The sequence below is a fragment of the Allobosea sp. OK403 genome, assembly GCF_900113835.1.
Classification (GTDB): Bacteria; Pseudomonadota; Alphaproteobacteria; order Rhizobiales; family Beijerinckiaceae; genus Allobosea.
In genome coordinates this window covers 203701-224641 of record NZ_FOQV01000006.1, presented here as the reverse complement: position 1 = coordinate 224641, position 20941 = coordinate 203701, and the positions used below count along the sequence as shown (strand labels likewise).

20 protein-coding genes and 1 tRNA gene are annotated in these 20941 nt (G+C 65.1%); 8 read left to right on the top strand and 13 right to left on the bottom strand.

The genetic code is table 11. The features are described from left to right. Positions 1-12 precede the first annotated feature (12 nt). On the top strand, positions 13-330 hold the full coding sequence (locus BMZ97_RS20535) for a hypothetical protein (RefSeq protein WP_092173902.1): 318 nt from the start codon (positions 13-15) through the stop codon (positions 328-330). Between the two features lie 104 nt (positions 331-434). On the opposite strand, the gene BMZ97_RS20530 is transcribed toward BMZ97_RS20535, so the two are convergent. From BMZ97_RS20530 to BMZ97_RS20515, 4 genes are all read right to left on the bottom strand, one after another. Further along, a complete protein-coding gene (locus BMZ97_RS20530; protein ID WP_092173900.1) occupies positions 435-797 on the bottom strand; it encodes a hypothetical protein in 363 nt (120 codons plus the stop codon). Then, a complete protein-coding gene (gene chrA / locus BMZ97_RS20525) occupies positions 797-2194 on the bottom strand; it encodes a chromate efflux transporter (RefSeq protein ID WP_092173897.1) in 1398 nt (465 codons plus the stop codon). Before chrA ends, BMZ97_RS20530 begins: the two co-directional genes overlap by 1 nt. A gap of 10 nt (positions 2195-2204) precedes the next feature. Next, positions 2205-3023: a chromate resistance protein ChrB domain-containing protein gene (locus BMZ97_RS20520; protein WP_092173894.1), complete on the bottom strand. Its 819-nt coding sequence runs from the start codon at positions 3021-3023 to the stop codon at positions 2205-2207. 122 nt (positions 3024-3145) lie between these two features. After that, positions 3146-4408, bottom strand: a complete 1263-nt coding sequence (locus tag BMZ97_RS20515; RefSeq protein ID WP_175525645.1) for a CNNM domain-containing protein — start codon at positions 4406-4408, stop codon at positions 3146-3148. A gap of 144 nt (positions 4409-4552) precedes the next feature. Here BMZ97_RS20515 and BMZ97_RS20510 point away from each other — a divergent pair, with 144 nt between their 5' ends. Next, positions 4553-5200, top strand: coding sequence for a DUF938 domain-containing protein (locus BMZ97_RS20510; RefSeq protein WP_092174113.1), 648 nt, complete (start codon positions 4553-4555; stop codon positions 5198-5200). A 335-nt stretch (positions 5201-5535) separates the two neighbouring features. Here the strand turns inward: BMZ97_RS20510 and BMZ97_RS20505 are convergent, their stop codons facing one another. Beyond that, on the bottom strand, positions 5536-6414 hold the full coding sequence (locus BMZ97_RS20505; RefSeq protein WP_092173891.1) for a LysR family transcriptional regulator: 879 nt from the start codon (positions 6412-6414) through the stop codon (positions 5536-5538). Between the two features lie 122 nt (positions 6415-6536). On the opposite strand from BMZ97_RS20505, the gene BMZ97_RS20500 reads away from it, so the two are divergent. Further along, positions 6537-7382: a carboxylesterase family protein gene (locus tag BMZ97_RS20500; protein ID WP_092173888.1), complete on the top strand. Its 846-nt coding sequence runs from the start codon at positions 6537-6539 to the stop codon at positions 7380-7382. Positions 7383-7507: 125 nt separating this feature from the next. Here BMZ97_RS20500 and BMZ97_RS20495 read toward each other — a convergent pair whose 3' ends face one another. From BMZ97_RS20495 to BMZ97_RS20485, 3 genes are all read right to left on the bottom strand, one after another. Then, the gene (locus BMZ97_RS20495; RefSeq protein ID WP_175525644.1) at positions 7508-7897 is read right to left on the bottom strand and encodes a DoxX family protein; all 390 of its coding nucleotides are present in this window, start codon (positions 7895-7897) and stop codon (positions 7508-7510) included. Between the two features lie 96 nt (positions 7898-7993). After that, positions 7994-8440 (bottom strand): tetratricopeptide repeat protein, encoded by a 447-nt coding sequence (locus BMZ97_RS20490; RefSeq protein WP_092173882.1) that lies wholly within the window; start codon positions 8438-8440, stop codon positions 7994-7996. Between the two features lie 62 nt (positions 8441-8502). Beyond that, positions 8503-9474: an MBL fold metallo-hydrolase gene (locus BMZ97_RS20485; protein WP_092173880.1), complete on the bottom strand. Its 972-nt coding sequence runs from the start codon at positions 9472-9474 to the stop codon at positions 8503-8505. Between the two features lie 240 nt (positions 9475-9714). Between BMZ97_RS20485 and BMZ97_RS20480 the strand changes: the two genes are divergently transcribed. Both BMZ97_RS20480 and BMZ97_RS20475 read left to right on the top strand, forming a co-directional pair. Beyond that, positions 9715-10275: a sigma-70 family RNA polymerase sigma factor gene (locus BMZ97_RS20480; protein WP_092173877.1), complete on the top strand. Its 561-nt coding sequence runs from the start codon at positions 9715-9717 to the stop codon at positions 10273-10275. Further along, positions 10265-11056 carry an anti-sigma factor family protein gene (locus BMZ97_RS20475; RefSeq protein WP_092173874.1) on the top strand — a complete coding sequence of 264 codons (792 nt, stop codon included), beginning with the start codon at positions 10265-10267 and terminating at the stop codon, positions 11054-11056. Before BMZ97_RS20480 ends, BMZ97_RS20475 begins: the two co-directional genes overlap by 11 nt. A 19-nt stretch (positions 11057-11075) precedes the next feature. Here BMZ97_RS20475 and BMZ97_RS20470 read toward each other — a convergent pair. The 3 genes from BMZ97_RS20470 to BMZ97_RS20460 form a co-directional block, all read right to left on the bottom strand. Beyond that, positions 11076-11163: transfer RNA gene (locus BMZ97_RS20470), tRNA-Leu, on the bottom strand. 91 nt (positions 11164-11254) lie between these two features. Beyond that, on the bottom strand, positions 11255-11950 hold the full coding sequence (locus tag BMZ97_RS20465; protein WP_175525643.1) for a DUF1190 domain-containing protein: 696 nt from the start codon (positions 11948-11950) through the stop codon (positions 11255-11257). A 28-nt stretch (positions 11951-11978) separates the two neighbouring features. Beyond that, entirely contained in the window at positions 11979-13559 is a 1581-nt protein-coding gene (locus BMZ97_RS20460; RefSeq protein ID WP_092173869.1) for an AMP-binding protein, read from the bottom strand. A 671-nt stretch (positions 13560-14230) separates the two neighbouring features. On the opposite strand from BMZ97_RS20460, the gene BMZ97_RS20450 reads away from it, so the two are divergent. The 3 genes from BMZ97_RS20450 to BMZ97_RS20435 all read left to right on the top strand — a co-directional run bounded on the left by BMZ97_RS20450 (position 14231) and on the right by BMZ97_RS20435 (position 15914). Further along, positions 14231-14596, top strand: a complete 366-nt coding sequence (locus BMZ97_RS20450; protein ID WP_092173864.1) for a hypothetical protein — start codon at positions 14231-14233, stop codon at positions 14594-14596. An 87-nt stretch (positions 14597-14683) separates the two neighbouring features. Then, positions 14684-14989 carry a hypothetical protein gene (locus tag BMZ97_RS20445; protein ID WP_092173861.1) on the top strand — a complete coding sequence of 102 codons (306 nt, stop codon included), beginning with the start codon at positions 14684-14686 and terminating at the stop codon, positions 14987-14989. A gap of 634 nt (positions 14990-15623) precedes the next feature. Continuing rightward, complete coding sequence (locus BMZ97_RS20435; protein WP_139221274.1) at positions 15624-15914, top strand: hypothetical protein; 291 nt, start codon at positions 15624-15626, stop codon at positions 15912-15914. A gap of 223 nt (positions 15915-16137) precedes the next feature. Here the strand turns inward: BMZ97_RS20435 and BMZ97_RS20430 are convergent, their stop codons facing one another. Next, positions 16138-18963: a phosphoenolpyruvate carboxylase gene (locus tag BMZ97_RS20430; protein ID WP_092173853.1), complete on the bottom strand. Its 2826-nt coding sequence runs from the start codon at positions 18961-18963 to the stop codon at positions 16138-16140. Between the two features lie 82 nt (positions 18964-19045). Continuing rightward, positions 19046-20908, bottom strand: coding sequence for a putative bifunctional diguanylate cyclase/phosphodiesterase (locus tag BMZ97_RS20425; protein ID WP_139221273.1), 1863 nt, complete (start codon positions 20906-20908; stop codon positions 19046-19048). Positions 20909-20941: the final 33 nt, after the last annotated feature.

Sequence of the window (20941 nt, the reverse complement as noted above, 5' to 3'; positions counted from 1 at the left end):
GACGAGGGCCAGATGATCCGCGTCAATCTCTATGAACAGCTTGGTGGCCGCCCCCAGCGCGGGCCGCGTTGGATGACATGGCTCGCCATGGCGGCGAGCCTGGTTGTCGGCGTCACCCTGTTCCTGCTCGCAGCCAGTCTCGCATTGATCCTGATCCCGGTCGTCATGATCGTCGGGGGGATCGCCGCCTGGCGTTTGCGCAATCGACTGAAGGCAGCCGGTTTCGGGCGACCCGATCCCTTCGCCGCGCAGAAACGGCCGGCGGAGCGCGTCGACGTCATCGACGCCGAGTACCGCATCATCGAGCCCGGCGAGCCGCCGCGCCGCTGAAGCTCGAGCGTGTTCGAGCGAAGTGGATACCGGTTCGCGTGAAGAAAACGCGTTAAAACAAAGGTCTAGAGCAATTGAACGGTCCAATTGGATCGAAAATTGCTCTAGATCGGTTTCAGTTCACCATCGAGCGGCGGCGTTCCGTTGTCCGGCTGGAGCTGGAGAGTCGAACCAAACCGCCAAACCTGATGGCAAACGAGGCCGGAGGCATTCCCCCAGCAGAGGGTATCGTTCTTCACCGACCAGCGCAGTTCCTGTCGCCGTCCCATCGAAACGCTCTTCAGCTGGCGGTTTGCGTGGAATTCATAGCGCCAGTGTACGCCGTCTCCGAACTCCTTGCCGGATATCAGGCGTTCGATCGCGCTTCCACGAAGCCGTTTTAAGCCCTTGAGATCAGGACGCTCCTCGGCCTGAGCCACCAGCACCGGCAAACCGGCCAATCCTCCCAGGAGAAGCCGTTTGAGCATCAGACACCTGCCAGGCGCGTGATGATCACGCCCGCAGTGGCGCAAGCTGCCAGCGTCGGGATCATCCCGATCTTGAAGCGCAGCATCGCCACCATGGCAGCCGCCGAGAGCAGCGCCGCGCGCCAATCCAGCGAGGCCAGCACGGGCCAGTCGGGGCTGGCGAACAGCAGCTCGATCCGGCGCACCTCCCTGAACAGGACATGCAGGCCGAACCAGAGCGCGAGATTCATGATCACGCCGACGACCGCAGCCGTGATCGTGCTCAATGCCGCCGACAGCGCCTTGTTGCCGCGCAGCGCCTCGACGTAAGGCGCGCCCAGGAAAATCCAGAGGAAACAGGGCGCAAAGGTCACCCACAGCGTCAAGAGCGCCCCGAGCCCGCCCGCAAGCAGCGGCGGCAGGCTGCCCGGCGCGCGGAAACCGGCGAGGAAGCCGACGAATTGCAGCACCAGGATCAGGGGCCCGGGCGTCGTCTCGGCGAGGCCGAGCCCATCGACCATCTCACCGGCGACGAGCCAGCCATAGGTCTCGACCGCCGCCTGCGCGACATAGGCCAGTACCGCATAGGCGCCGCCGAAGGTGACGACCGCCATGGTGCTGAAGAACGTCCCCAGATGCGTCCAGACGCTCGCGCCCCCCGTCATCAGCCAGAGCAGGAACACCGGCCCGAGCCAGAGCGGCAGCCAGATGGCCAGGACCCGCAGCGCCTTGCCTGCCGACGGACGCACATGCGCCATCTCGCCGCGCGCGAACATCTGGTCGACAAGCCCGACGACATCGGGCCCCGATGCGCCATGCCCTGCGCCGGCTCCGAACAGATCGGGCCGGATGCGATGGCCGAGCCAGCCGACCAGCCCCGCCGCCAGGATGATCAGCGGAAACGGCGTCTTGAACAGAAAGATCGCAATGAAGGCTGCGATCGCGACCGCCACCATGGCGCGGTTCTTCAGCGCCCGCCGGCTGATCCGCAAACCCGCCTCGATCACCACGGCAAGCACCGCGGCCTTCACCCCGAAGAAGATCCCGTCGACGAGCGGAACCTGCCGGTAGAGCACATAGAGCGTGCTGAGCCCGAGCATCACCAGCGCGCCGGGGATGATGAACAGCAGGCCGGCGATGAGCCCGCCCAGCGTGCGATGCATCAGCCAGCCGATATAGACGGCAAGCTGCTGCGCCTCCGGGCCCGGCAGGAGCATGCAGTAATTGAGCGCATGCAGGAAACGCTGCTCGCCGATCCAGCGCCGCTCCTCGACCAGCTCCTTATGCATCAGGGCGATCTGCCCGGCCGGCCCGCCGAAGGAGAGCAGGCCGATCTTCGCCCAGACGCGGGTGGCCTCCGAGAGCGTCGGCATGGCGGGCGCCGTTTCGACCGAAGCCATGGTTGTCGCGATCGTCATCACCGCCCCCTCAGATCTTGGCCGAGCTCGCGGGCCAGTTATGGCTTTCCTCGCTCGCATCGCGGCACCAGCGATAGAACGCGTCGTAAAGCAGCATGCCGGCCTCCAGTTGCGCGAGATCATCCTTGAACATGCGCGACAGGCCCAGCGAGGCCGCAAGCAGCCCCGCCGCCTGCGGCGCGAGATCGAGCTCTGCCGTATCGGCCGCCCGCACGATCGTTGCCAGTCTGTCGAGCGGCGGGCTCGCCAGGCCAAACTCCTCGATCATGACGTCGAAGCTGCAGCGCGCGCCGCGATGGCTCCAGAACACGCCGTCGATATCGAAGGGCGTCGCGCCGAAACGGTCGGCCACATCAGCGACCTCCGACGGTGAGACGAACAGGAAGACCGCATCGCGATCGACGAAGCGCCGGATCAGCCAGGGGCAGGCGATGCGGTCGACCTTCGGCCTGGTCCGCGTCACCCAGACGGTGTGGCCGGCAGCATTGCGCGGCGGAATCTTGTTCGGCGCCACCAACATCCCGCCGGCATCGCGCCAGGCCTCGAACCCACCCGCGAGATTTTCGGCCTCGACGCCCTCATGCCTCAGCCAGGCGGCAACGCCCTCGCTGAGCTTCAGACCGCGCTGGCAGGAGACCACGACGCGCCGGCCGGCATAGCCCCTGGCCCATTCCGCCACATCCGTGTGGCTGCGCCGTTCGGAGGCCGGCAGCAAACGCGGGTCGGCGTCGAAATCCTGTGGAATACGAACGTCGATGAGTGCCGGAGCGTCGGGCAAGCCGACGAGACGGGACAATTGGGCAGTGCTGATTTCGATGTTGGAAGACATGGCGTCCATCCTGAAGATAAGGAATCTGGACGCGAACCTTGGGCCGGAGCCTCACGGGGTCGTCGCGGTGAACCCCTTGAGGGCTTTAGACCACGACGCCGCAATCGCCGTCAACGCCCGTCTTATTCGATCCGGCTGACCAGCACCTTGTCGATCCGGCGCCCGTCGAGATCGACCACTTCGAAGCGCCAGTGGCCACGGTCGAAAAACTCTCCGACGTTGGGCAAGCGGTTGAGCTCGGCCAGGATGAAGCCCGCCACCGTCTGGAAATCGGCATCGCGCGGGATGTGGATGCCGAGCTCATGCGAGAACTCGTCGACCTGCATCCAGCCGGCGACCAGATAGGAGCCGTCGGCGCGCGTCACGATCGGCGGTTCGCTCTCCTCCTCCTCCTGGAAGGCGCCGATGATCGCCTCCAGCACGTCGCCGGGCGTGATGATGCCTTCGAAATGCCCGTACTCGTCGAAGACCAGCGCCATATGCACCTTGGAGGCACGGATATCGCGCAGGATCCGCAGCGCATTGGCCGTGTCCATCACCACCGGCGCCTCGTCGACGAGCTGACGCAGATCATGCGCCGCGCCGTCCGAGAGCAGATCGATCATATCCTTGACGATGATGACGCCGATGATCGAGTCCGGCTCGCCGTCCTGGACCGGCAAACGCGAGCGGCGCGTCGCGCGCAACTGAGCCCGGATCTCGTCAATGCTGTCGGCAAGATCGACCACCTCGACCTCACGGCGCGGTGTCATCAGCGCGCGCGCCGAACGATCGGCGAGCCGCATCACGCCCGAGATCATCTCGCGCTCATCGCGCTCCAGCACGCCGGCCGTCTCCGCCTCGGCGATGATGGTGCGGACCTCCTCCTCGGTGACCTTCTCCTCCGGCTCGCCCTTCTGGCCGAGCAAGCTCAGCACGGCGCGCCCCGAGAGATCGAGCAGAAAGACCAAGGGCGCGCCGATCTTGGAGAGAAACAGCATGGCGGGCGCCGCGCGCGCGGCGACGCGCTCAGGATCGCGCAAGGCGATCTGCTTGGGCACCAGCTCACCCAGGATCAGCGAGAGATAGGTGATCGCCACCACCACCGCACCGACGCCAAGCCCGTCCGAGGCCGCGCGCGACAGCCCCTGCTCCGCCAGCCAGTCGGCCAGCCGCGCGCCCAAGGTCGCGCCCGAGAAGGCACCCGAGAGCACGCCCACAAGCGTGATGCCGATCTGCACGGTCGAGAGGAAGCGGCCCGGATTCTCGGTCAGGCGGATCGCGATCGCCGCGCCCTTGTTGCCTTGATCGCTGAGAACCTTGAGCCTGGCTGGACGGGATGAGACGACGGCCAATTCGGACATGGACAGAAGACCGTTGATCACGGTCAATGCCACGACGATCAATATCTCGGTTAACAAAACCAGCCCGCGCCATGCAAAGCCGCACTCATCAGCGGCCTGCTTCAAAAGCCCTTATAGCGTATCGCGATTGCGTGGCGATGGGGCGCAGCAAAGATTCGCGAGCTCCGGTCGAAAGGCAGGATGGGCATGACCAGCAAGACAAGCGGACCGTGGCAGCCGGCCGCGAGCGAAACGACGCCCAGTGGCCAGCGCCTCTTCGCGCCTGCCACGCAGCGCAATCGCGACGCGATCCTTGCCGTGCTGCGCGATATGCTACCTGCGACCGGGCTCGTGCTGGAGATCGCCAGCGGCTCGGGCGAGCATGTCCTGCATTTTGCCAACGCCCTGCCCGGCCTCGCCTTCCAGCCCAGCGACCCCTCCTCCGAGGCGCTGGAGAGCATCAAGGCCTGGACGCAAGCCGCGCAGAATATCCGCCCGCCCTTGCTGATCGACGCGGCGGCCGACGACTGGCCGGTCGCGCACGCCGACGCGATCCTGTGCATCAACATGATCCATATCGCGCCCTGGGCGGCGGCGCAGGGCCTGGTCCGCCAGGCCGGGCGCATTCTGAAAGCCGGCGCCCCGCTCTATCTCTACGGCCCCTATCGCCGCCCCGGCCGCGCGCTCGAGCCCAGCAACGCCGCCTTCGACGCGAGCTTGCGCAGCCGCAACCCCGACTGGGGCCTGCGTGATCTCGACGAGGTCGCAGCATTGGCAAAGGAAGCGGGCTTCTCAGCGCCCGAGATCATCGAGATGCCGGCGAATAATCTGAGCGTGGTGTTTCGGAAGTTGTGACGCAGCCTTGCCGGCCATCTCGCCTTGATAGGATCTAATCGGGCGCCGTGCTGCGCCCCACTGCGAGCAACGGGGCGCCAGCCCCAACCATAATCCCGTCGCCATGAGCCGTGGAGGGCGTCAATCGGCGCGCCTGGCTTTCGGCCAAGGGCGGGGAGCGGACCTCCACGGGCCGGATCGACCGAAGCCTAGCCTTAGCGTTCCGTAGCCAAGCAGTTCATCGGGATCAGCCACTGGCGATGGCTGAGCGTTACGACGTTCCACACCATGCCAGGGGGTGCTTCGAGGAACCGCACCCGTCGTAGAGGCGGAGGAAACAAGGTGCAGCGGGCTCGTCAGGCGTTCGAAATCGCAGTTTCTAATTTAAGCCAGTTGCGAAACGCGAGCATCGCGGAGGACATCGAGCGCGACTGAAGCCATGTCAGCCAGTAGCTCCCGAGCGACACGGAGGTCGAAAAGGGACAGACGAGCCTTCCCGCTGCGATGTGGTTCTGGAACATGGCCGTGGGCACCAGGGCGACGCCGGCACCAGATGCCGCGACTTCGGCGAGCGCAAGGGAACTGTCGAACATAGGGCCTCTGCTATGCAGCGGTCCGGTACCGGCAGCGCTGGCCCAGCCCGACCATTCGTCAGAGCGATACGATCTCAACAAGACCTCGTCCTTGAGGTCGTTGGGGTGCTTTAGGCGAGCTGCGATGGCCGGTACGCAAACCGGGGCCATGGGAGCGTCGAAAACCTTCTCGGCAACGGTGGCGTGCCAGGCACCGCTGCCGAAGCGGATGGCGTAATCCAGCCCCTCGGCAGCGATGTCGACCCGATTATTGTTAGTCGACAGCCTGAGCTCCACCGAAGGATGCAACTCATGGAATGCCTTCAGCCTCGGCAGGAGCCATCCCAGAGCGAACGTGCTGACGCTGCCCACAACCAGCACCTCGCGCTTGGCGCCAGGCGCGAAGCGATCGAGCGTTTGCGCGATCAGGTCGAAGCTCTCCCGTAGCGTCGGCAGCAGGGATCGTCCTTCGTCGCTGAGTGCCAACCCCCGCGGCAGACGCCGGAAGAGCTCGACGGCGAGCCGGACCTCTAGCGACCTAACCTGTTGACTCACAGCCGCTTGGGTCACGCAGAGCTCGATGGCAGCCTTGGTGAAGCTCAGGTGCCTCGCCGAGGCCTCGAAGGCGCGCAGCGCGTTCAGCGGAAGAAGCGGTCGGTCCATTCAAAGCCTAAAGAAAATCTATTGGCTCGTTAGAGATATCGTCGTTTGTGCAGCGTCAAGTGACAACCGATGAAGAGCGCAGAGAGCCTTGGCTTTCCACACCCTTCAACGATGAGGAAGCGATGCGACGCCCCCTGCCTCTTACCGCGAGCTTGCTCGCGATATTCTTCATAGCCGGACTTGCCGCCCAGGCAGGCGAGGTAAAGGAAGAGCGACGCCTTTATGAGCCATCTTCGACGCATCTCGTCGAGGTCGAGACTCTCACCAAAACTCCGATCGACGCATTCAAACCGGACATCTTCACGGTGTCCGAGGGTCGAACAATTCCGTATCGTTTGCTCTCGCCATCCAAACACGGCCAGGCCAAATCGCCGCTTGTCGTTGCGCTGCATGCATCGGGCGCGGTCGGAACCGACAACGTCAGCCAAGTCGGACCGTTAATCCGGAGTTGGGCCATCCCGAAAATCGCGGACGATTTCCCGGCTTACGTCGTCGCGCCGCAATTCCCCACGCGTAGCGCGAACTATAGCGGCGAAGGCAGCAACCGGGTCGCCCACGCTGGAGAACACCTCGCCGATGTCCTGGCGCTGGTCGAGGACTTGAAGCGGCGCCTGCCGATCGATCCGCAGCGGGTCTATCTGGTCGGGTTCTCGATGGGAGCTTCGGCAGCGATGCTCGCGGCCGCTACCAAGCCGAAAGCGTTCGCGGGCGTCGTCGCCTTCTCGGGAGTGCCACCGCGGCGCAGTCTCGCGGCGAAAGCAGCGAAGGTCCCATTCCTGCTCGTGCACGGTACAAAGGATAAGGAGAACCCCTATGCCGCAAGCCGGTCGTGGGCGAGTGCGTTAGCGAAAGCGGGCAATTCGCCGACATTCGTGACCTATGAGGGCATGGATCATCGGCTTAGCCCGGACCAGTTTCTAGCGTTGGGCTGGCGCACATGGCTGTTCAATCAGCGACGGGGATCCTGACCGCAGAGGTTGATGACTGCATTGCCGGACAGGAGGAGGCGGCAACTACGGTTCGACCACAACACGCCGTAGCTCATGGCTCCGAGAGGTGCCGCCGCCGGCGAGACGTGAACCCGCACAGCCTTTCAACCGAGAGGCTTTAGCCGACGCAGCGGCAGCACAAAGCGTCCCGGACCGAAAGCGCAAAGTACGAGGAGCCCCCCTGCGATCGCCAGATCCTTCTCGAAATGCAGCAATTGATTGCCATCGGACAGGACATTGTGGAAGAGGCCCGCCGCGGCGATGCAAAACGCGGCCAGCGCCAACGCCGCATGGCGGCTGAACAGTCCCAGCACGAGCAGGATGCCGCCACCGAGTTCGATAACAAGAGCGCCAGGCAGCAGCCAGCCGGGAACGCCGAAGCGCTCCATATAGGCCACGGATGGGCCAAAATGCGTCAGCTTCATCCAGGATTCGTGCAGGAAAAGCGCAGCGAGCAGCCAGCGGCCCAGCAATGCCGCACTGTCTTGGATCATCGATCGTGTCATGGTCTCGTCCTTGCCAGATCTCGTCCTTGATAAGTCGCACCGGATCGGCCCCGAGACCGATCCGGGATGGCGTGATCGTCGGGTTCAGTTCGTCGGCGCAGCAGCAAGCGCCTTTTCGAGGTCCTCACGTTCCTCGCAACCCTGTGGACAGAGCTTGACCAGGGCCGCGAGATTGCCGCGCGCCTTGGCGATCTCGCCCATCTCGACATAAAGCTCGCCTTGATATTCCAGAGCGCCCTTGTGGCCGGGATCGAAGTCGAGCGCCTTGCGGTAATAGGTCAGCGCCGTCTTCTGGTCGCCGCTCTTGCGCAGGGAGAAGCCGAGCAGATTGTAGACATCGGCATGCTGGACGCCGGCATCGATCATGCCGTTCAGATCTGTGATCGCGGCTTTGAATTCCTTGGCCTTGATCGCCGATCTGACGGCGCTCAGGTCGGGGGCGCCCTTGGTCGGCGTGGTATCGACGGCGAATGCTGCAGTCGAGGCTGCGAGAGCGCCTGTGAAAACCGCGAATGCGAGTTTGCGGATCATGATTGTCTCCAGGATTGGGATCAGGAAGGTCTGGGTCGTGTTCGGCCTCGCCCCAGAGGGGCTCAGGCGATAGCGGGGGTGAAGGCGTAGCCCGCGCCGTCCTTGGCGAAGACCCCCTTGCCGGGGAACGGGAAATGCGCCCCGCAGATCGCCATCTTCTCGGCGATGACGCGATCGATCAGGGCGCGACGCGTCGCGACGGCCGTAACGCTGTCCTGATCATAGCTGCCCTGCCAATCCGGATGCGGTGCGAGCAGGGCCGGAACATAAGCGACATCGTTGGAGATCATCAGCTGCTCGTTGCCCGAGCTGACATGGAAAGCAGCGTGCCCAGGCGTATGGCCGGGCGTCCTGACCAGCCTGACGCCCGGCGCGACCTCGGGCTCGCCATCGACGAGTCTGAAGTTCTTCCAACCCGGGAAAACCGTATTGATCCTCTGCCCGAGCGCCTTGCGGGCATCGGGCAGCTTCTCGACGCGGCCGGGCTCGGTCCACCATTTGTATTCGGTTGCGGTGACGACGAGCTCGGCATTGGGAAACATGGGCGCGTTGGTGCCGCGATCCATCAGGCCAAAGATGTGGTCGGGATGGAAATGCGAGACGAGGATCGTGCCGATCCGGGCCGGATCGATGCCGGCCGCCGCCATGTTGGCGGCGAGCTTGGTAGCTGTGGGCTGCCATTGCCCTGCGCCAGAGCCGGCATCGACCATGACATAGCGTTCGCCGATCTTGAGCACGACGACGGTCAGCGGGATCGGCACGAAGGCCGTCGTCTGGCCCGCCTTGGCGAGCGCCTCCTTGGTCTCCTCGATCGAGGCATTCTTGATGAAGGCGGGGTCGTGCGGTTTTTCCCAGATGCCATCATAGAGCGCTGTGATCTCGATCGAACCGACCTTGTAGCGGTGAAAGCCGACGACCGGATCGGGGATGGTCTGGGCTTGGGCGGGCGCGACGAGATGCAGCGGCTTCGTCAATCCGAAGGCGGCGGCAAGCGAACTCGCGACAAGCGCTTCGCGGCGTGAGAGAAGGATCATCGAGCAACTCCCGGAGGTCTCAAGGCGAGCGCCGCAGTGGCGTCGCGCAGTCCAAGAGCCGGGGCCGACCCGATTTATTCCCGCGATCACGCAAAAGAGCGCGGGAATAAACCGGACGTGATCGGGATCATAGTGGAGAGCCGCTAGAGCAGGATGCGAAAAGTGGGAACCGGTTTTTCGCATCCTGCTCTAGCTCTTTGATGAGAACCAATCTCCGCAGCCCAAGGCAAACACGGGATCATGCCCATTCCGTCTCGTTTCGAGCAGTTGGCGTTGCCGCATCAGGAGGCGGCGTTCAGCCTGGCCTTCTGGCTGCTGAACTCGCGGGCCGATGCCGAGGATGTCGTACAGGAAGCGTTTTTGCGCGCCTTCCGCGCCTTTGACGGCTTTCGCGGCGAGGACATCCGGCCATGGCTCTTCGCCATTGTCCGCAATGCCGCCTACCGCACCCTCAACAACCGCCAGCGCACCGCGAACGTGATCTCCCTCGACGCCGCTTTTCACAGACGGGAGGGTGACACAGGAACCCCGCTCGATGTTGCCGCCGAGGGCCCCTCAGTGGAGGACGCGCTGATCCGCAAAGCGGAACGAGACCTCGTACGGCTCGCTCTGGCGGAACTGCCCACGGCCTTCCGCGAAGTCGTCGTGCTGCGCGAGATCGAGGGGCTCAGCTATCGCGAAATCTCCGAGATCACCGGCACGGCGGTTGGAACCGTGATGTCGCGGCTGTCGCGCGGCCGCCTGCTGCTGCGTCGGGCGCTTGCCCGCAAAACCGGGAAGGATTGCTCCCATGCCTTGTGACCGGCACGCTCATCTGCTGAGCGCCTATCTCGACAGGGAACTGCCGGATGACGAGCATGAAGCGCTTGCGCGCCATATCGCGGACTGCCCGGACTGCGCGACCCTTGTCTCCGATCTGCGTCAAACCAGCAGCGCTGTCGCCGGCCTCGGCCGAGAGCCTATGCCCGAAGGCCTCTCTCAGCGCCTCAGGCAGTCACTGGAGCAGGCATCGGACGCTTCAGCGCCGTCGCCGTCCCAGCGGCCCGTACCGGCCCTTTCCGCAGCGATCGTGCCGCGGCACTGGACGGCCTCGGCGCTTATGCGGCAGGCGGCCGTGCTCGTATTCGCATGTCTTCTGTCGGCGCTTGCGACATGGTGGTTCGTAACCGGATCTGCGCGCGATACGCTGCTCGCACGGGATCTGCTTTCGGCCCATCTGCGCTCGCTGCAGCAGGAAAGCCCGATCCAGGTCGCCTCCTCAGACGCTCACACAGTGAAGCCCTGGTTCGCCGGAAAGGTCGATTTCTCGCCCGAGGTCCGCGATCTCGCTGCACAAGGCTACCCGCTACTCGGCGGCCGGCTCGATACGATCGCCGGCAGGCGCGTCGGCGCGCTCGTCTACAAGCGCCGGCTCCACCTGATCAATGTTTTCGCCTGGGCCTCCGACGCCCCGGACACACCGCCAACCCTGACGATGCGCAATGGCTATAATCTGCTGAGCTGGATACGCGGGGGCGTTGTCTACACGGCCGTCTCCGACCTCGACGGAGACGAGCTCAAGCAGCTTTCCCAAATGCTCTGAGTGGTCGCTGAGGTGGTGGTGGTGCGGACGGCGGGGATCGAACCCGCACAGCCTTTCGGGCCGAGAGATTTTAAGTCTCTTGCGTCTACCAGTTTCGCCACGTCCGCCTGCCCGCAGGGGTAGCGGGCGCAGGCTCCCGGCGCAAGCCGCTCAAAGCGCTTCGGCGCAAGCCGTTCCAGACTCTTCGGCGCAAGCCATTCAGTGCCGGCGGGCGGGCTTGTACCATTCGACGCCGTCGGGATCGACATAGAGGCCCGGCGCGACATTGGAGCCGATGCTCTTCTGCTCCATCGGCACGCGCACCGTGTCGTCGCGGTCGCCGCGTTTCACGTAAGGTCCGCTGGCTTGCGTCGGGTGGCCGCGCCTGCTGCTGCGCGCCTCGGTCGGCCCGGACACGTTCTGCCGGCCCGCCACCTTGTCCTGAAGCTCCGTCACCGAACGCCCGGCGAAGGCGATCCGCCCGGATCCCTCGACCACCGGCAAGGCCCGCAAGGCAGCGCCCTCGCCCGTCAGGCGCACGCCGCTGAAGCGCGGCACATAGGTCGCGCCACCGCGCCCGAGCGTATCCCAGCCGCCGGTCGCGACCAATTGCGCGCCGCAGCGCTTATGGACCTGCTCGCAGGACGCGCGCGAGGCATAGCGCGGCGCCTTCTGCTCGAATTCGGCCCGCGCATTGCGGTAGGCGAACTCGCATTGCTCGGCGCTCAGCAGGCCGGCCTCGACGCATTCGTCGCGCCGCTCATAGACCGAATGAGTGCCTTGGACCGCGTTCTTGCCCTGGATCACGCTCTTGCCTTGCGCCGCAAGATCGGCGGGCGAACCCAGATAGAGCGCTGGGGCAAGTGCTGCGATGCGGATAGTGGAGAGGAGCGATGATGCGGAAATCGTGATCATGCGGTGCACCATAGCCAAGATTGTGGCTTCACAGCAGCGAACGGCGCGAGGCCGCAAGCTCGCGCGTCGCGCCATAATCGATCTTGCCATTGCCGAGCACCGGAATCACGGCGGTGACCAGGATCGCACGCGGCACCCATAATTCGGGAAAGCCCTGCGCCTTCGCCTCGTCCAGCAAGGCGCGCTTCTCGGCATCGGGCTTTTCGGTGACGAGGACGAGCTGCTCGCCCTTGCGCGCATCGGGCAGCGCCACCACGACATGGTTCTGCCCCGGCCACAGTCCCGCGATCATCGATTCGACCGCGGCAAGCGAGACCATCTCGCCCCCGAGCTTGGCGAAACGCTTGGCGCGGCCCTTGATCACCACGAAGCCGTCATCGATCGCGACGATGTCGCCGGTGTCGTGCCAGCCGCCCTCCGGCGGCACGATCTTGCCCGGCTCCTCGGCGCTGAGATAGCCGGCCATGACATTCGGGCCCCGCACGCAAAGCTTGCCGCCCTCGGTGATGCCCTCGACCGGATCGAGCCTCGCCTCGATGCCCGGCAGCAGACGCCCGACGCTGCCCTCGCGCATGGCCACGGGCGTGTTGCAGGCGAGCACGGGCGAGCATTCGGTGCAGCCATAGCCTTCCAGGATCGTGGTGCCGTAAGGCTCCCACATCCGGCGCGTCTCGGGCTTCACGCGCTCGGCGCCGGCGACGACATAGCGCACGCTCTTCAGGTCGTCGGGATCGGCAGCGCGCGCATAGCCTTGCAGGAAGGTGTCGGTCGCGAACAGGAAGCTGCAGCCCATCTCGCCGATCAGCCTGGGTACCTGCTTGTAGTGCAGCGGGCTCGGATAGAGCACGACCTTCATGCCCTGCAGCAGCGGCATCAGGAGCCCCGCCGTCAGCCCGAAGGAATGGAAAGCCGGCAGCGGGTTCATGACAATGTCGCGCTCGGACAGGAAGCCGGCGGCGAGCTGGAAGATCTGGCGGGCGTTCGAGACCAGATTGGCATGGGAGAGTACGACGCCTTTCGGCTTGCCTTCGGTGCCGGAGGTGAACAGCACCGCCGCCGCATCGTCTGGCTTGGCCTCGTAAGCGCGATGCGCGAGCCCGGGCGCGAGGCTGAGCAGCGCACCATAGGCCTTGTCGAGGCTGGTGATCTGCTTGCGGACCTCCTCGAGATAGATCACTCGCCGCCCCTCGCCCAAGGCCGCGATCTCGTCGTCGAGCTTGGCCTGGTCGATGAAACGGCGCGAGGTGATGATGGTCTTGAGCCCGGCAAGCTCGGCCGCCGCCCGCAGATTCTTCACGCCGGCGGTGAAGTTCAGCAACGCCGGCACGCGGCCGAAGGCGGAGAGCCCGAACAGCGTCACCACCATGCCCTGCATATTGGGCAGCAGCAGGCCGACGCGTTCACCGGCTTGCGTGACGCCTGCGAGCTTGCGCCCCAGCACCAGCGCGCCCAGCACAAGCCGCCCGAAGCTGATCGGCTGGCGCTCGGGATCCTCTAGCGCGATACGAGCCCGGCCATGACGAGTGCTCGCCTGGATCAGCGCACGGAACAGCGTGATCCGCGCCGCGGGCGCGTCGAAAGACAGGGCGTCGAATTCCGTGTCGGCCATGTTTGGCTCGGCTCCAGGCAGGCGTTTCCCTCAACGCCTACCTAGAGGTTGTTAGGGACTCTGGGAATGGTTTGATGAGGTCAAAACGACGGAGATGGGAGGAGTATTGCGCAGGCGATACCACCGGTATCGGCAAGCGATGCGACGCTGCAGCTCCGACGTTTTCACCTCACCCGCAGGGCGCGGCGCTTTTGCGCGACTGCGGCGTCGTTCTTCGTAGCAAACCGGAAGGTTTGCGTTCTCGAACTGTTTGCGTCCTCGAACTCCCGGCATTCGCGCAAAATCGCCAGCGTCAAATCATCCCCAGAGTCCCTAACAGCCTCTAGGGCTTTGGCGGCCGTTGCAATCAAAAGCGCTTGACCGTTGGCGCCGTCCCCCACTGCCCTCATCCTGAGAAGCCGCGAAAGCGGCGTCTCGAAGGATGGTCCAGGAGGCTCCCGAACCATCTGGGGCATCCTGCGAGACTAAGCCCGTGGCGCTCCTCAGGATGAGGGCCGTCGGGGGATGGAGGATGAAGGCTCGCGATATCCACCGTGCCCCATGTTTTCGTCGCATTGGTTTCACCGAACGGCCAGACGAATGACAGATCCCGACCGGATTTGGCCGCTAGCGTGGCTTCGTTAGCGGGAGACGACCTCTCCCGCTCCAGCCCCTCATGGAAAGGAGAGATCATGCGTAAGCTGATGATAATCGCCACCTGCCTGCCGCTCGCCTTCGCCGCCAGCGGCATTGCCCGCGCCCAAGAGGAGCTGCCTGCCCCGGCTCGGCCGCAAGCTCCCGGCAGCCAATCCGCTCCGGGCGTCAAGAGCGTGACCGTGCTCGACAAGGGCAATCTGCCGCCGGAGCTGCGGGCACAGGTCAATGCGCTCATCTCGCAGACCGACCGGAACGAATTGCAGGAGCTGCGCCAGGCCATCGATGCGATGCCGATGGCCTCCTCGGCGCTGAGGGCCAAGGGCCTCAGCTCGGCGCAAGTGATCGCCGCCGCCATCGACGATGACGGTGAATTGACCTTGGTCGCCGAAGAGCAGGTCTGACCGAAACCAGATCTGATCGAACCATGGAACCGACCGACGAGCGTGCGCCGCGCGCCCGTCACCTAACCTAACCGAAAGGACAGGATCATGAAGCTGACCGAAGCGCGCATCGACCACGCCCTGAACCAGTTGAACGCCCAAGTCCCAAGCACCCAGGCCCTGCCGGAGAACCACCCGATCACGGACCAGCTCAGCGATGTGTTCGGCGACCATACCTTCTTCTTCGACGCCGGCGGACTCACCATCATCGAACCGGCCAAGCCCGACGACGAAAGCCCTAGCCTGGGGCAAGTGATCAAGCTCGCCAGTTGGATCGATGACGCCCGGACCAAGCTCGCCCCGCACCCACCAGAATACACTGCAGTCGTGGTCGAGCTCGATCGGGCAGCGTGATCCGGGTCCGAGAGCTTGCGACCTGAGCACGGAACCACCCCGTCATTCCGGGGCTTCGCCCCTTGGGTCCGACCTTTGGTCGGCCCAAGGATAAACTCCGCGAAGAGCCCGGAACCCAGAACCGATGCGGGTTCCGGAAAGGCTCTCAGGCGTCGAAGCCTCCATGACCACGCATATCGGTTCTGGGTTCCGGGCTCAGGCCAGCGGCCTGCCCCGGAATGACGGGCGGTGAACGCAGCCGAAAACCTAACTGAAGGCACCGATCTCGTGCTGGATCGCGCCCGAGATCTCGCGCAGCAGGTCAAAGCAGGCCCGCATCGGCGCGAAGGCGCCGCGGTGCAGCGCTTCATAGGCCCGCCTTCGCGCAGTCCCGGCGGCACGCCGAAATCCAGTCCGGTCGCCGGATCGGAATTGAGCGGGACGATCTCGCCAAGCAGCGCTGGCGAGGCCGGACATCGAGCCGCAGGATGCGCTGGATCAGGGGATCGCGCGCCAAGCAGGCAGCGGCCACAGAGGCGCGGACCATCGACCGCGGCGCCTGAAAATACGGCTGCCCCGCTGCATCTCTTGTTTCAGATCAATGTTCGTTCCCCCAACCCCACGCAACCTATGCGTGGGGTTAGGAACGCTTATCGTGCAGCACGTCACAGGAATGCAGGGCAACTGCATCGCGAGGGAACGATCGTCGCAACTGTCTTCGGTGCAGCGGCGCCTGCTCGACGCCATGGCGCAGGCTCCGCTTCAGCGCTTTCGTCGCGGCTGGGCGCATGATCGCTTCGGTCCTTTCTTCAAGGAAGACTCGATCATCGCCTTGGCGAGACGCGACATGGTGAGGATTACCGCCTCGGGACGCTATGCGAAGCTTCGGAGCGAGCCGCCCGGCCAATCCCGGCAGAGCGCCGCTCCCGGCCTTGGCGATATCTAGAGCATTTCCGCATTTCTCCGAATGGCGGAAATGCTCTACCTCCTTGTTTTATCGCATTTTCTTCACGCGAACCGGTGTCCGCTTCGCTCGAAAATGCTCTAGAGCCGGATGATTTTAGACGGAGTCACAAAGTGACTCCGTCTAAAATCTGAATCCGTCTCTCATCAAGGAGTTAGAGCAGGATCAATGCGAAAAACCGGTTCCCACTTTTTCGCATCCTGCTCTAGCCGAAGGCACCGATCTCGTGCTGGATCGCGCCCGAGATCTCGCGCAGCAAATCGAAACAGGCCCGCATCGGCGCGAAGACGTCGCGATGCAGCGCTTCATAGGTCCCGCCTTCGCGCGGCCCCGGTGGCTCGCCGAAGTCCAGTCCGATCGTCGGATCGGGATTGAGCGGGAATATCTCGCCGAGCAGGAGCAGCGAGGCCGGAATGTCGAGCCGCAGGATGCGCTCGATCAGGGCCTCGCGCGTCAATCCGGCATGCGGTCGGAAATCCGGGATATGCGTGGCCGAAAGCCAGATCCGGTGCATCACTGCAAGCCGCAGCGCATGCAGCGCAACCAGCCTGACCGACATGCGCGGCGTGTCGCTCGCCACGGTCTGCAGCTTCAGCCAGTCCGATGAGAGCCGCCAGAACAGGCGCCTCAACGCCGGCGCGAGCTCGAGCCGCGCCAGCGCGTCGGCAACCGCGAGCAATTCGTCGCGCCGCCCCTCGCGCACCGTACGGCGCGCGCGGTCGAACCAGTTGCCGGGGTCGAGCGTGTCGAGATAGGCGCGCAGCACATCGAGATCGCTATTGGCCATCGCATGGCTGGCCAGGCTATAGGCGCGCTCGAAGCGGTCCGAACGCTCGCGCATGGCGCGAAACAGGTCGGGCGCGCGCCCGGCCGCCTGGCCGAGACCATGCACGCTGTTGGCGAGCCAGCCGAGCTGCTGCAGGATCGCGTTGTTGGGGATGGCGCGCAGTTCGCGCGGATGGCGGATACGGGTCGGCCCACCCGCATCGCTCTGCCGCGCCGCCGGGCGCGAACCGGTCTTGTCGAGCAGCGAGGGACCGAAGGTGCCGATCAGCGCGGCATAGCCGGGATCATCGACCAGCGCGGTCATCTCCTCGCGCACGGTCTGAAAGAACTCCGAGGCGAAATCCGGCTCCTGGTAGATCGGGTCAGCGGCCGCATCCTCGCCTTCGCCGAAGACGGCCTCGGCGATACGCCCAACGGTCGCCGCCGCGATCTGCCGCGTGCCGAACAGCAGATAGCCGTCGCTGCCCTGGAAGCTCGTCTCGCGCACCGTCGCGATGCCCGCTCGCTTGAAAGCCTGCCGCGCGAAAGCCGGATCGAGATAGGCCAGGCGATCGCTGAGGCTGCGCGGATGCGCGCCCCGCCCCGCCGACTCGCCATGGGTGTCGAAGATCACGAGCTCGATATCGCTCAGCCCGTAACGCGTCAGCAATTCGCAGATGCGAATGCGCAGACGCTCGACCCAGAAGGTCGCCGCGACCTGACCGATATAGCGCCCGGAATCGGAATAGCCGAACTGGATGCAAAGTCGGCCGTGCTGCTTGAGATAGTCGCGGAAATGCGGGCTACGCAGCGCCTCGTCGATGATGCGCGGCCCCTGTTCCAACGCATCCGAAGTCTCGAACAGCGGCGAGATCTCGACCTTGTCGGCGACGCCGAAGCGCTTCGCCAGCCAGAGCGCGCAGAGCAGCGTGTAGCCCGTCTCCGTTTCCGCTACGAGAAAGCGCACCGGGCGCGTTCCGTCGAGATGCTTCACGATCTGCGTGATCGTCATCATCATCCGCGCAGCCGAGGCGCGTTCGGCCGCGAGCGCGCCGAAATCGACCGCCGTCGGTTCGACCTTGCCGAGCAGGGCGTTCGCCGCGCTGAGGAAGGCGCGCCGCTGCGCCGGCAGGGCAGGTTCCTCGTCGAGCGGAATGACGCCGCGCATCGCATTGTGGAGCTGCGAGGCGTTGAGCCGGAAATGCGGCAGCGCGATCGAGACGCCGTGCGCCACGCAGCCCGCCTTGACCAGGCACAGCGCCATCGCGGTCTCGTCATCGGCTCGAGCCGCCGCGATGGCCCGATCGAGCGCCGCGATCAATCCGGAGGCCTCGGGCAAGGCCATCTCGCGCTCACCGACCAGAGCCAGGGCGAAGGCCTGCAGTGCGGTCAGCGCCGGTTGCGTACCGATCGGCGGCGCAAGTGCGAGCTGGCGCTCGACGGCGGCGAGTGCGGCTGACACCATCGCCCGCACCTCGGCAGTTGCAGCCACCTCCGGCAGCTTCTCCAGAATGCGCACGAACTGTCCGCGCTTGGATTCAAGCCGGTAGCGCAGCGTGTCCCACCAGCCGATATCGGTGCGACCATCCGTGTCGCAGCCGACCCAGGAGGCCAGGATCAAGGGCCGGGGCGCGAGCTCGTGCCAGCGCTCCGGCCAGCGCGAACGTGCCGCCGTCAGCAGCGCCGCATTCAAGCGGTCGAGCGCATCGCGGGCATGGCGCACGGCGAAACGCGCCTGTTCGAATTCATCCTGCAGCGTGATCGCGCCGTCGGGCCGGAAGGAGAGCGTCTCATTCTCGACCACAGCCGCTCCCGCCGCATCGCCCGAGGCGAGATCGGCCAGCGCATGTGCCAGCTTCCGGCTCATGCCGAAGGTCGGATGGGCCGTGAACACGGCGGCAAAGCGTGGCCAGGCGGTCGCAGTGCGGAAATGCGCGAAGGGCTCGGGCTCACCCTCGGCCGCGGCGGCCAGCCTCTCAGCCAGCACCAGCAGCGGCGCATCGCCATCATCCGTCAGCCCGACATAGGCTGCTATGCGCCCTGCCCGCTCGTACAAGGCCTCGCGGCCAAGATGGCGCGCGAGACCAAGCGCAGCATCCAATGTCAGCTCGCCGCGATCCATCCGCCGCGTCAGCCAGAGCGTGACCCTGAGCACGGGATTGCCGAACGGGTCTTCGCGCGCATCCTTGCGCGCCTGCTCGATTGCGCCCTGGAGCTCCAGCGCCAGCGCCGCCGATCCACCTTGCTCCTCCAGCCCATCCGTCATCGCCCGCTCTCCCTCACGGATGGAGCAGGCAAGTTTTGGACCTCGGATGCAAGATGCCTGGGATGCAAGACCAAGGCGAAGATCACGCCACGCGGGTCTCGCGGCAGGCGACCGGCAGCAGCCAGTCGATGGCGCGCGATGCGGGAACCGCCGGCGAGAACAGGAAGCCCTGGCCGAACGGGCAGCCCAGCGCCTTCAGCGCCTGCAATTGCGCCGCCGTCTCGATGCCTTCAGCGACGATGTCCATGCCCAGGCTCGCTCCCAGGTGCAGGATCGTCTCCAGGATGGCGCGATCCTGCGCCGAGCTGAGGAAACGCTGCACGAAGGATTTGTCGATCTTGATGACATCGATCGGATAGCTGCGCAGATGCACGAGCGAGGCGTAGCCCGTTCCGAAATCATCGAGCGCGACGCGCATGCCGCTCTGCTTCAGGCGCTCGAGGATGCGCTTCACCGGGCCGGATTCATCGTCGAGGAAGACGCCTTCGGTCACCTCGATCTCGATCATGCCGGGCGTCAGGCCCTGCTCGGCGACGCGCTCGATCAGCGTCTCCGCGAAATGATGGTCATGGAGCTGCGAGGCGCTGAGATTGATCGCAAGGCTGCCGAAATCGAAGCCGGCGCGATGCCAGAGCCCGGCCTGGCACAAGGCTTTCTCGACCACCCATTTGCCCAGCCGCGCCGAAAGGTCGGGATCGTTCAGGGCCGCCTGGAAGGCCCCCGCCGCGACCACCCGCCCATCGGGCATGCGCCGGCGCAAGAGCGCCTCGAAACCCGACAGGTTCTGGTCGCAGAGCCGCAGCTTAGGCTGATAATACAATTCAAGCTGGTTCTCGACCAGGGCGCGGCCGATATCCCGGACGGTCTCGAAGCGCCGCTCGCCCTCACTCTTCATCTGCGGATCGAAGACCCTGAACGTGTTCTTGCCGGCCGCCTTGGCTGCATAGAGCGCGATATCGGCATGGCTGAACAGCTCAGCCGAACTTGAAGCGTCGAAGCCTTGCGGGATCGCGATCCCCACCGACGCGCCAAGCTGGAAGACATGCGCGCCCCAGGCGATCGGGCGACGCAAGGCATCGAGGACGCGCTCGGTCAGAGCCTCGGCCGCCAGTCGATCGGCAGCTGTGCCCATCAGCACTGCGAACTCGTCGCCGCCGATCCGCGCCACCAATCGCGCCTCGGCACAGATGCCGCGCAGGCGCAGCGCGACCTGCTTCAGGCATTCGTCGCCGAGCCCATGGCCGAAGGTGTCGTTGACCTGCTTGAAGCCGTCGAGATCGACGAGCAGGAGCGGGCCGGCAGGCTCTCCCTTCTGGCCGGACAAGATCGCCTGGAACTGGCTGCGATTGGCGAGCCCGGTCATGAGGTCGATTTCCGCCAGGAACCGCGTCTTGTCCCAGAGCGCCCGCTCTTCGGTGATGTCCTGCTTCATGCCGAAGATGCGTACCGCGACACCGTTCTCGCTCTCGACATCGGCGGTGAGCCGCATCCAGCGCTCCTTGCCGAGCGCGGTCGTGATTTTGGCGTCGAGCGTGAATCCGCCCTGCTCGCTGATCGCCTTGCTGCGCAGGGTCTGCATCGCGATACGGGACTCCGGATCGTACATCTCGACGATTCTGAGCCGATCGAGCTTGGAGCCGCGCGGGAGCTCAAACAGATCGTAGACGGCGTCGGTCCAGCGCAAGGAATCGGCGTTGGTCAGATCACATTCCCAGACGCCGATTTTTGCAGCTTCGGAGGAGCGATCGAAGATCTTCTTGCTATGCGCCAGTTGCTCGTCGCGCTCGCGCAGGAGCCGGGATTTCTCCTCCACCTCCCGCTGCAACCGCTCGACCCGCTCCAGCAGGCAAGCCAGTTCGCCGTCGCGCTGAGCCGTGAAGACACGGGACTCGCGCCAGGCCGCGGAACGCGCCGGCTCGGGTTCCGGCAAGGGGTGGTCGCGCACGATCAGGCTCTTTCAACTGAGTATCCGCTCAGG

Bases quoted from the DNA above. Each gene is read 5' to 3' on its own strand.
- BMZ97_RS20535 (WP_092173902.1), top strand. From the start codon at position 13: ATGATCCGCGTCAATCTCTATGAACAGCTTGGTGGCCGCCCCCAGCGC.
- BMZ97_RS20530 (WP_092173900.1), bottom strand. From the start codon at position 797: ATGCTCAAACGGCTTCTCCTGGGAGGATTGGCCGGTTTGCCGGTGCTG.
- chrA (WP_092173897.1), bottom strand. From the start codon at position 2,194: ATGACGATCGCGACAACCATGGCTTCGGTCGAAACGGCGCCCGCCATG.
- BMZ97_RS20520 (WP_092173894.1), bottom strand. From the start codon at position 3,023: ATGTCTTCCAACATCGAAATCAGCACTGCCCAATTGTCCCGTCTCGTC.
- BMZ97_RS20510 (WP_092174113.1), top strand. From the start codon at position 4,553: ATGACCAGCAAGACAAGCGGACCGTGGCAGCCGGCCGCGAGCGAAACG.
- BMZ97_RS20505 (WP_092173891.1), bottom strand. From the start codon at position 6,414: ATGGACCGACCGCTTCTTCCGCTGAACGCGCTGCGCGCCTTCGAGGCC.
- BMZ97_RS20500 (WP_092173888.1), top strand. From the start codon at position 6,537: ATGCGACGCCCCCTGCCTCTTACCGCGAGCTTGCTCGCGATATTCTTC.
- BMZ97_RS20495 (WP_175525644.1), bottom strand. From the start codon at position 7,897: ATGATCCAAGACAGTGCGGCATTGCTGGGCCGCTGGCTGCTCGCTGCG.
- BMZ97_RS20490 (WP_092173882.1), bottom strand. From the start codon at position 8,440: ATGATCCGCAAACTCGCATTCGCGGTTTTCACAGGCGCTCTCGCAGCC.
- BMZ97_RS20485 (WP_092173880.1), bottom strand. From the start codon at position 9,474: ATGATCCTTCTCTCACGCCGCGAAGCGCTTGTCGCGAGTTCGCTTGCC.
- BMZ97_RS20480 (WP_092173877.1), top strand. From the start codon at position 9,715: ATGCCCATTCCGTCTCGTTTCGAGCAGTTGGCGTTGCCGCATCAGGAG.
- BMZ97_RS20475 (WP_092173874.1), top strand. From the start codon at position 10,265: ATGCCTTGTGACCGGCACGCTCATCTGCTGAGCGCCTATCTCGACAGG.
- BMZ97_RS20465 (WP_175525643.1), bottom strand. From the start codon at position 11,950: ATGATCACGATTTCCGCATCATCGCTCCTCTCCACTATCCGCATCGCA.
- BMZ97_RS20460 (WP_092173869.1), bottom strand. From the start codon at position 13,559: ATGGCCGACACGGAATTCGACGCCCTGTCTTTCGACGCGCCCGCGGCG.
- BMZ97_RS20450 (WP_092173864.1), top strand. From the start codon at position 14,231: ATGCGTAAGCTGATGATAATCGCCACCTGCCTGCCGCTCGCCTTCGCC.
- BMZ97_RS20445 (WP_092173861.1), top strand. From the start codon at position 14,684: ATGAAGCTGACCGAAGCGCGCATCGACCACGCCCTGAACCAGTTGAAC.
- BMZ97_RS20430 (WP_092173853.1), bottom strand. From the start codon at position 18,963: ATGACGGATGGGCTGGAGGAGCAAGGTGGATCGGCGGCGCTGGCGCTG.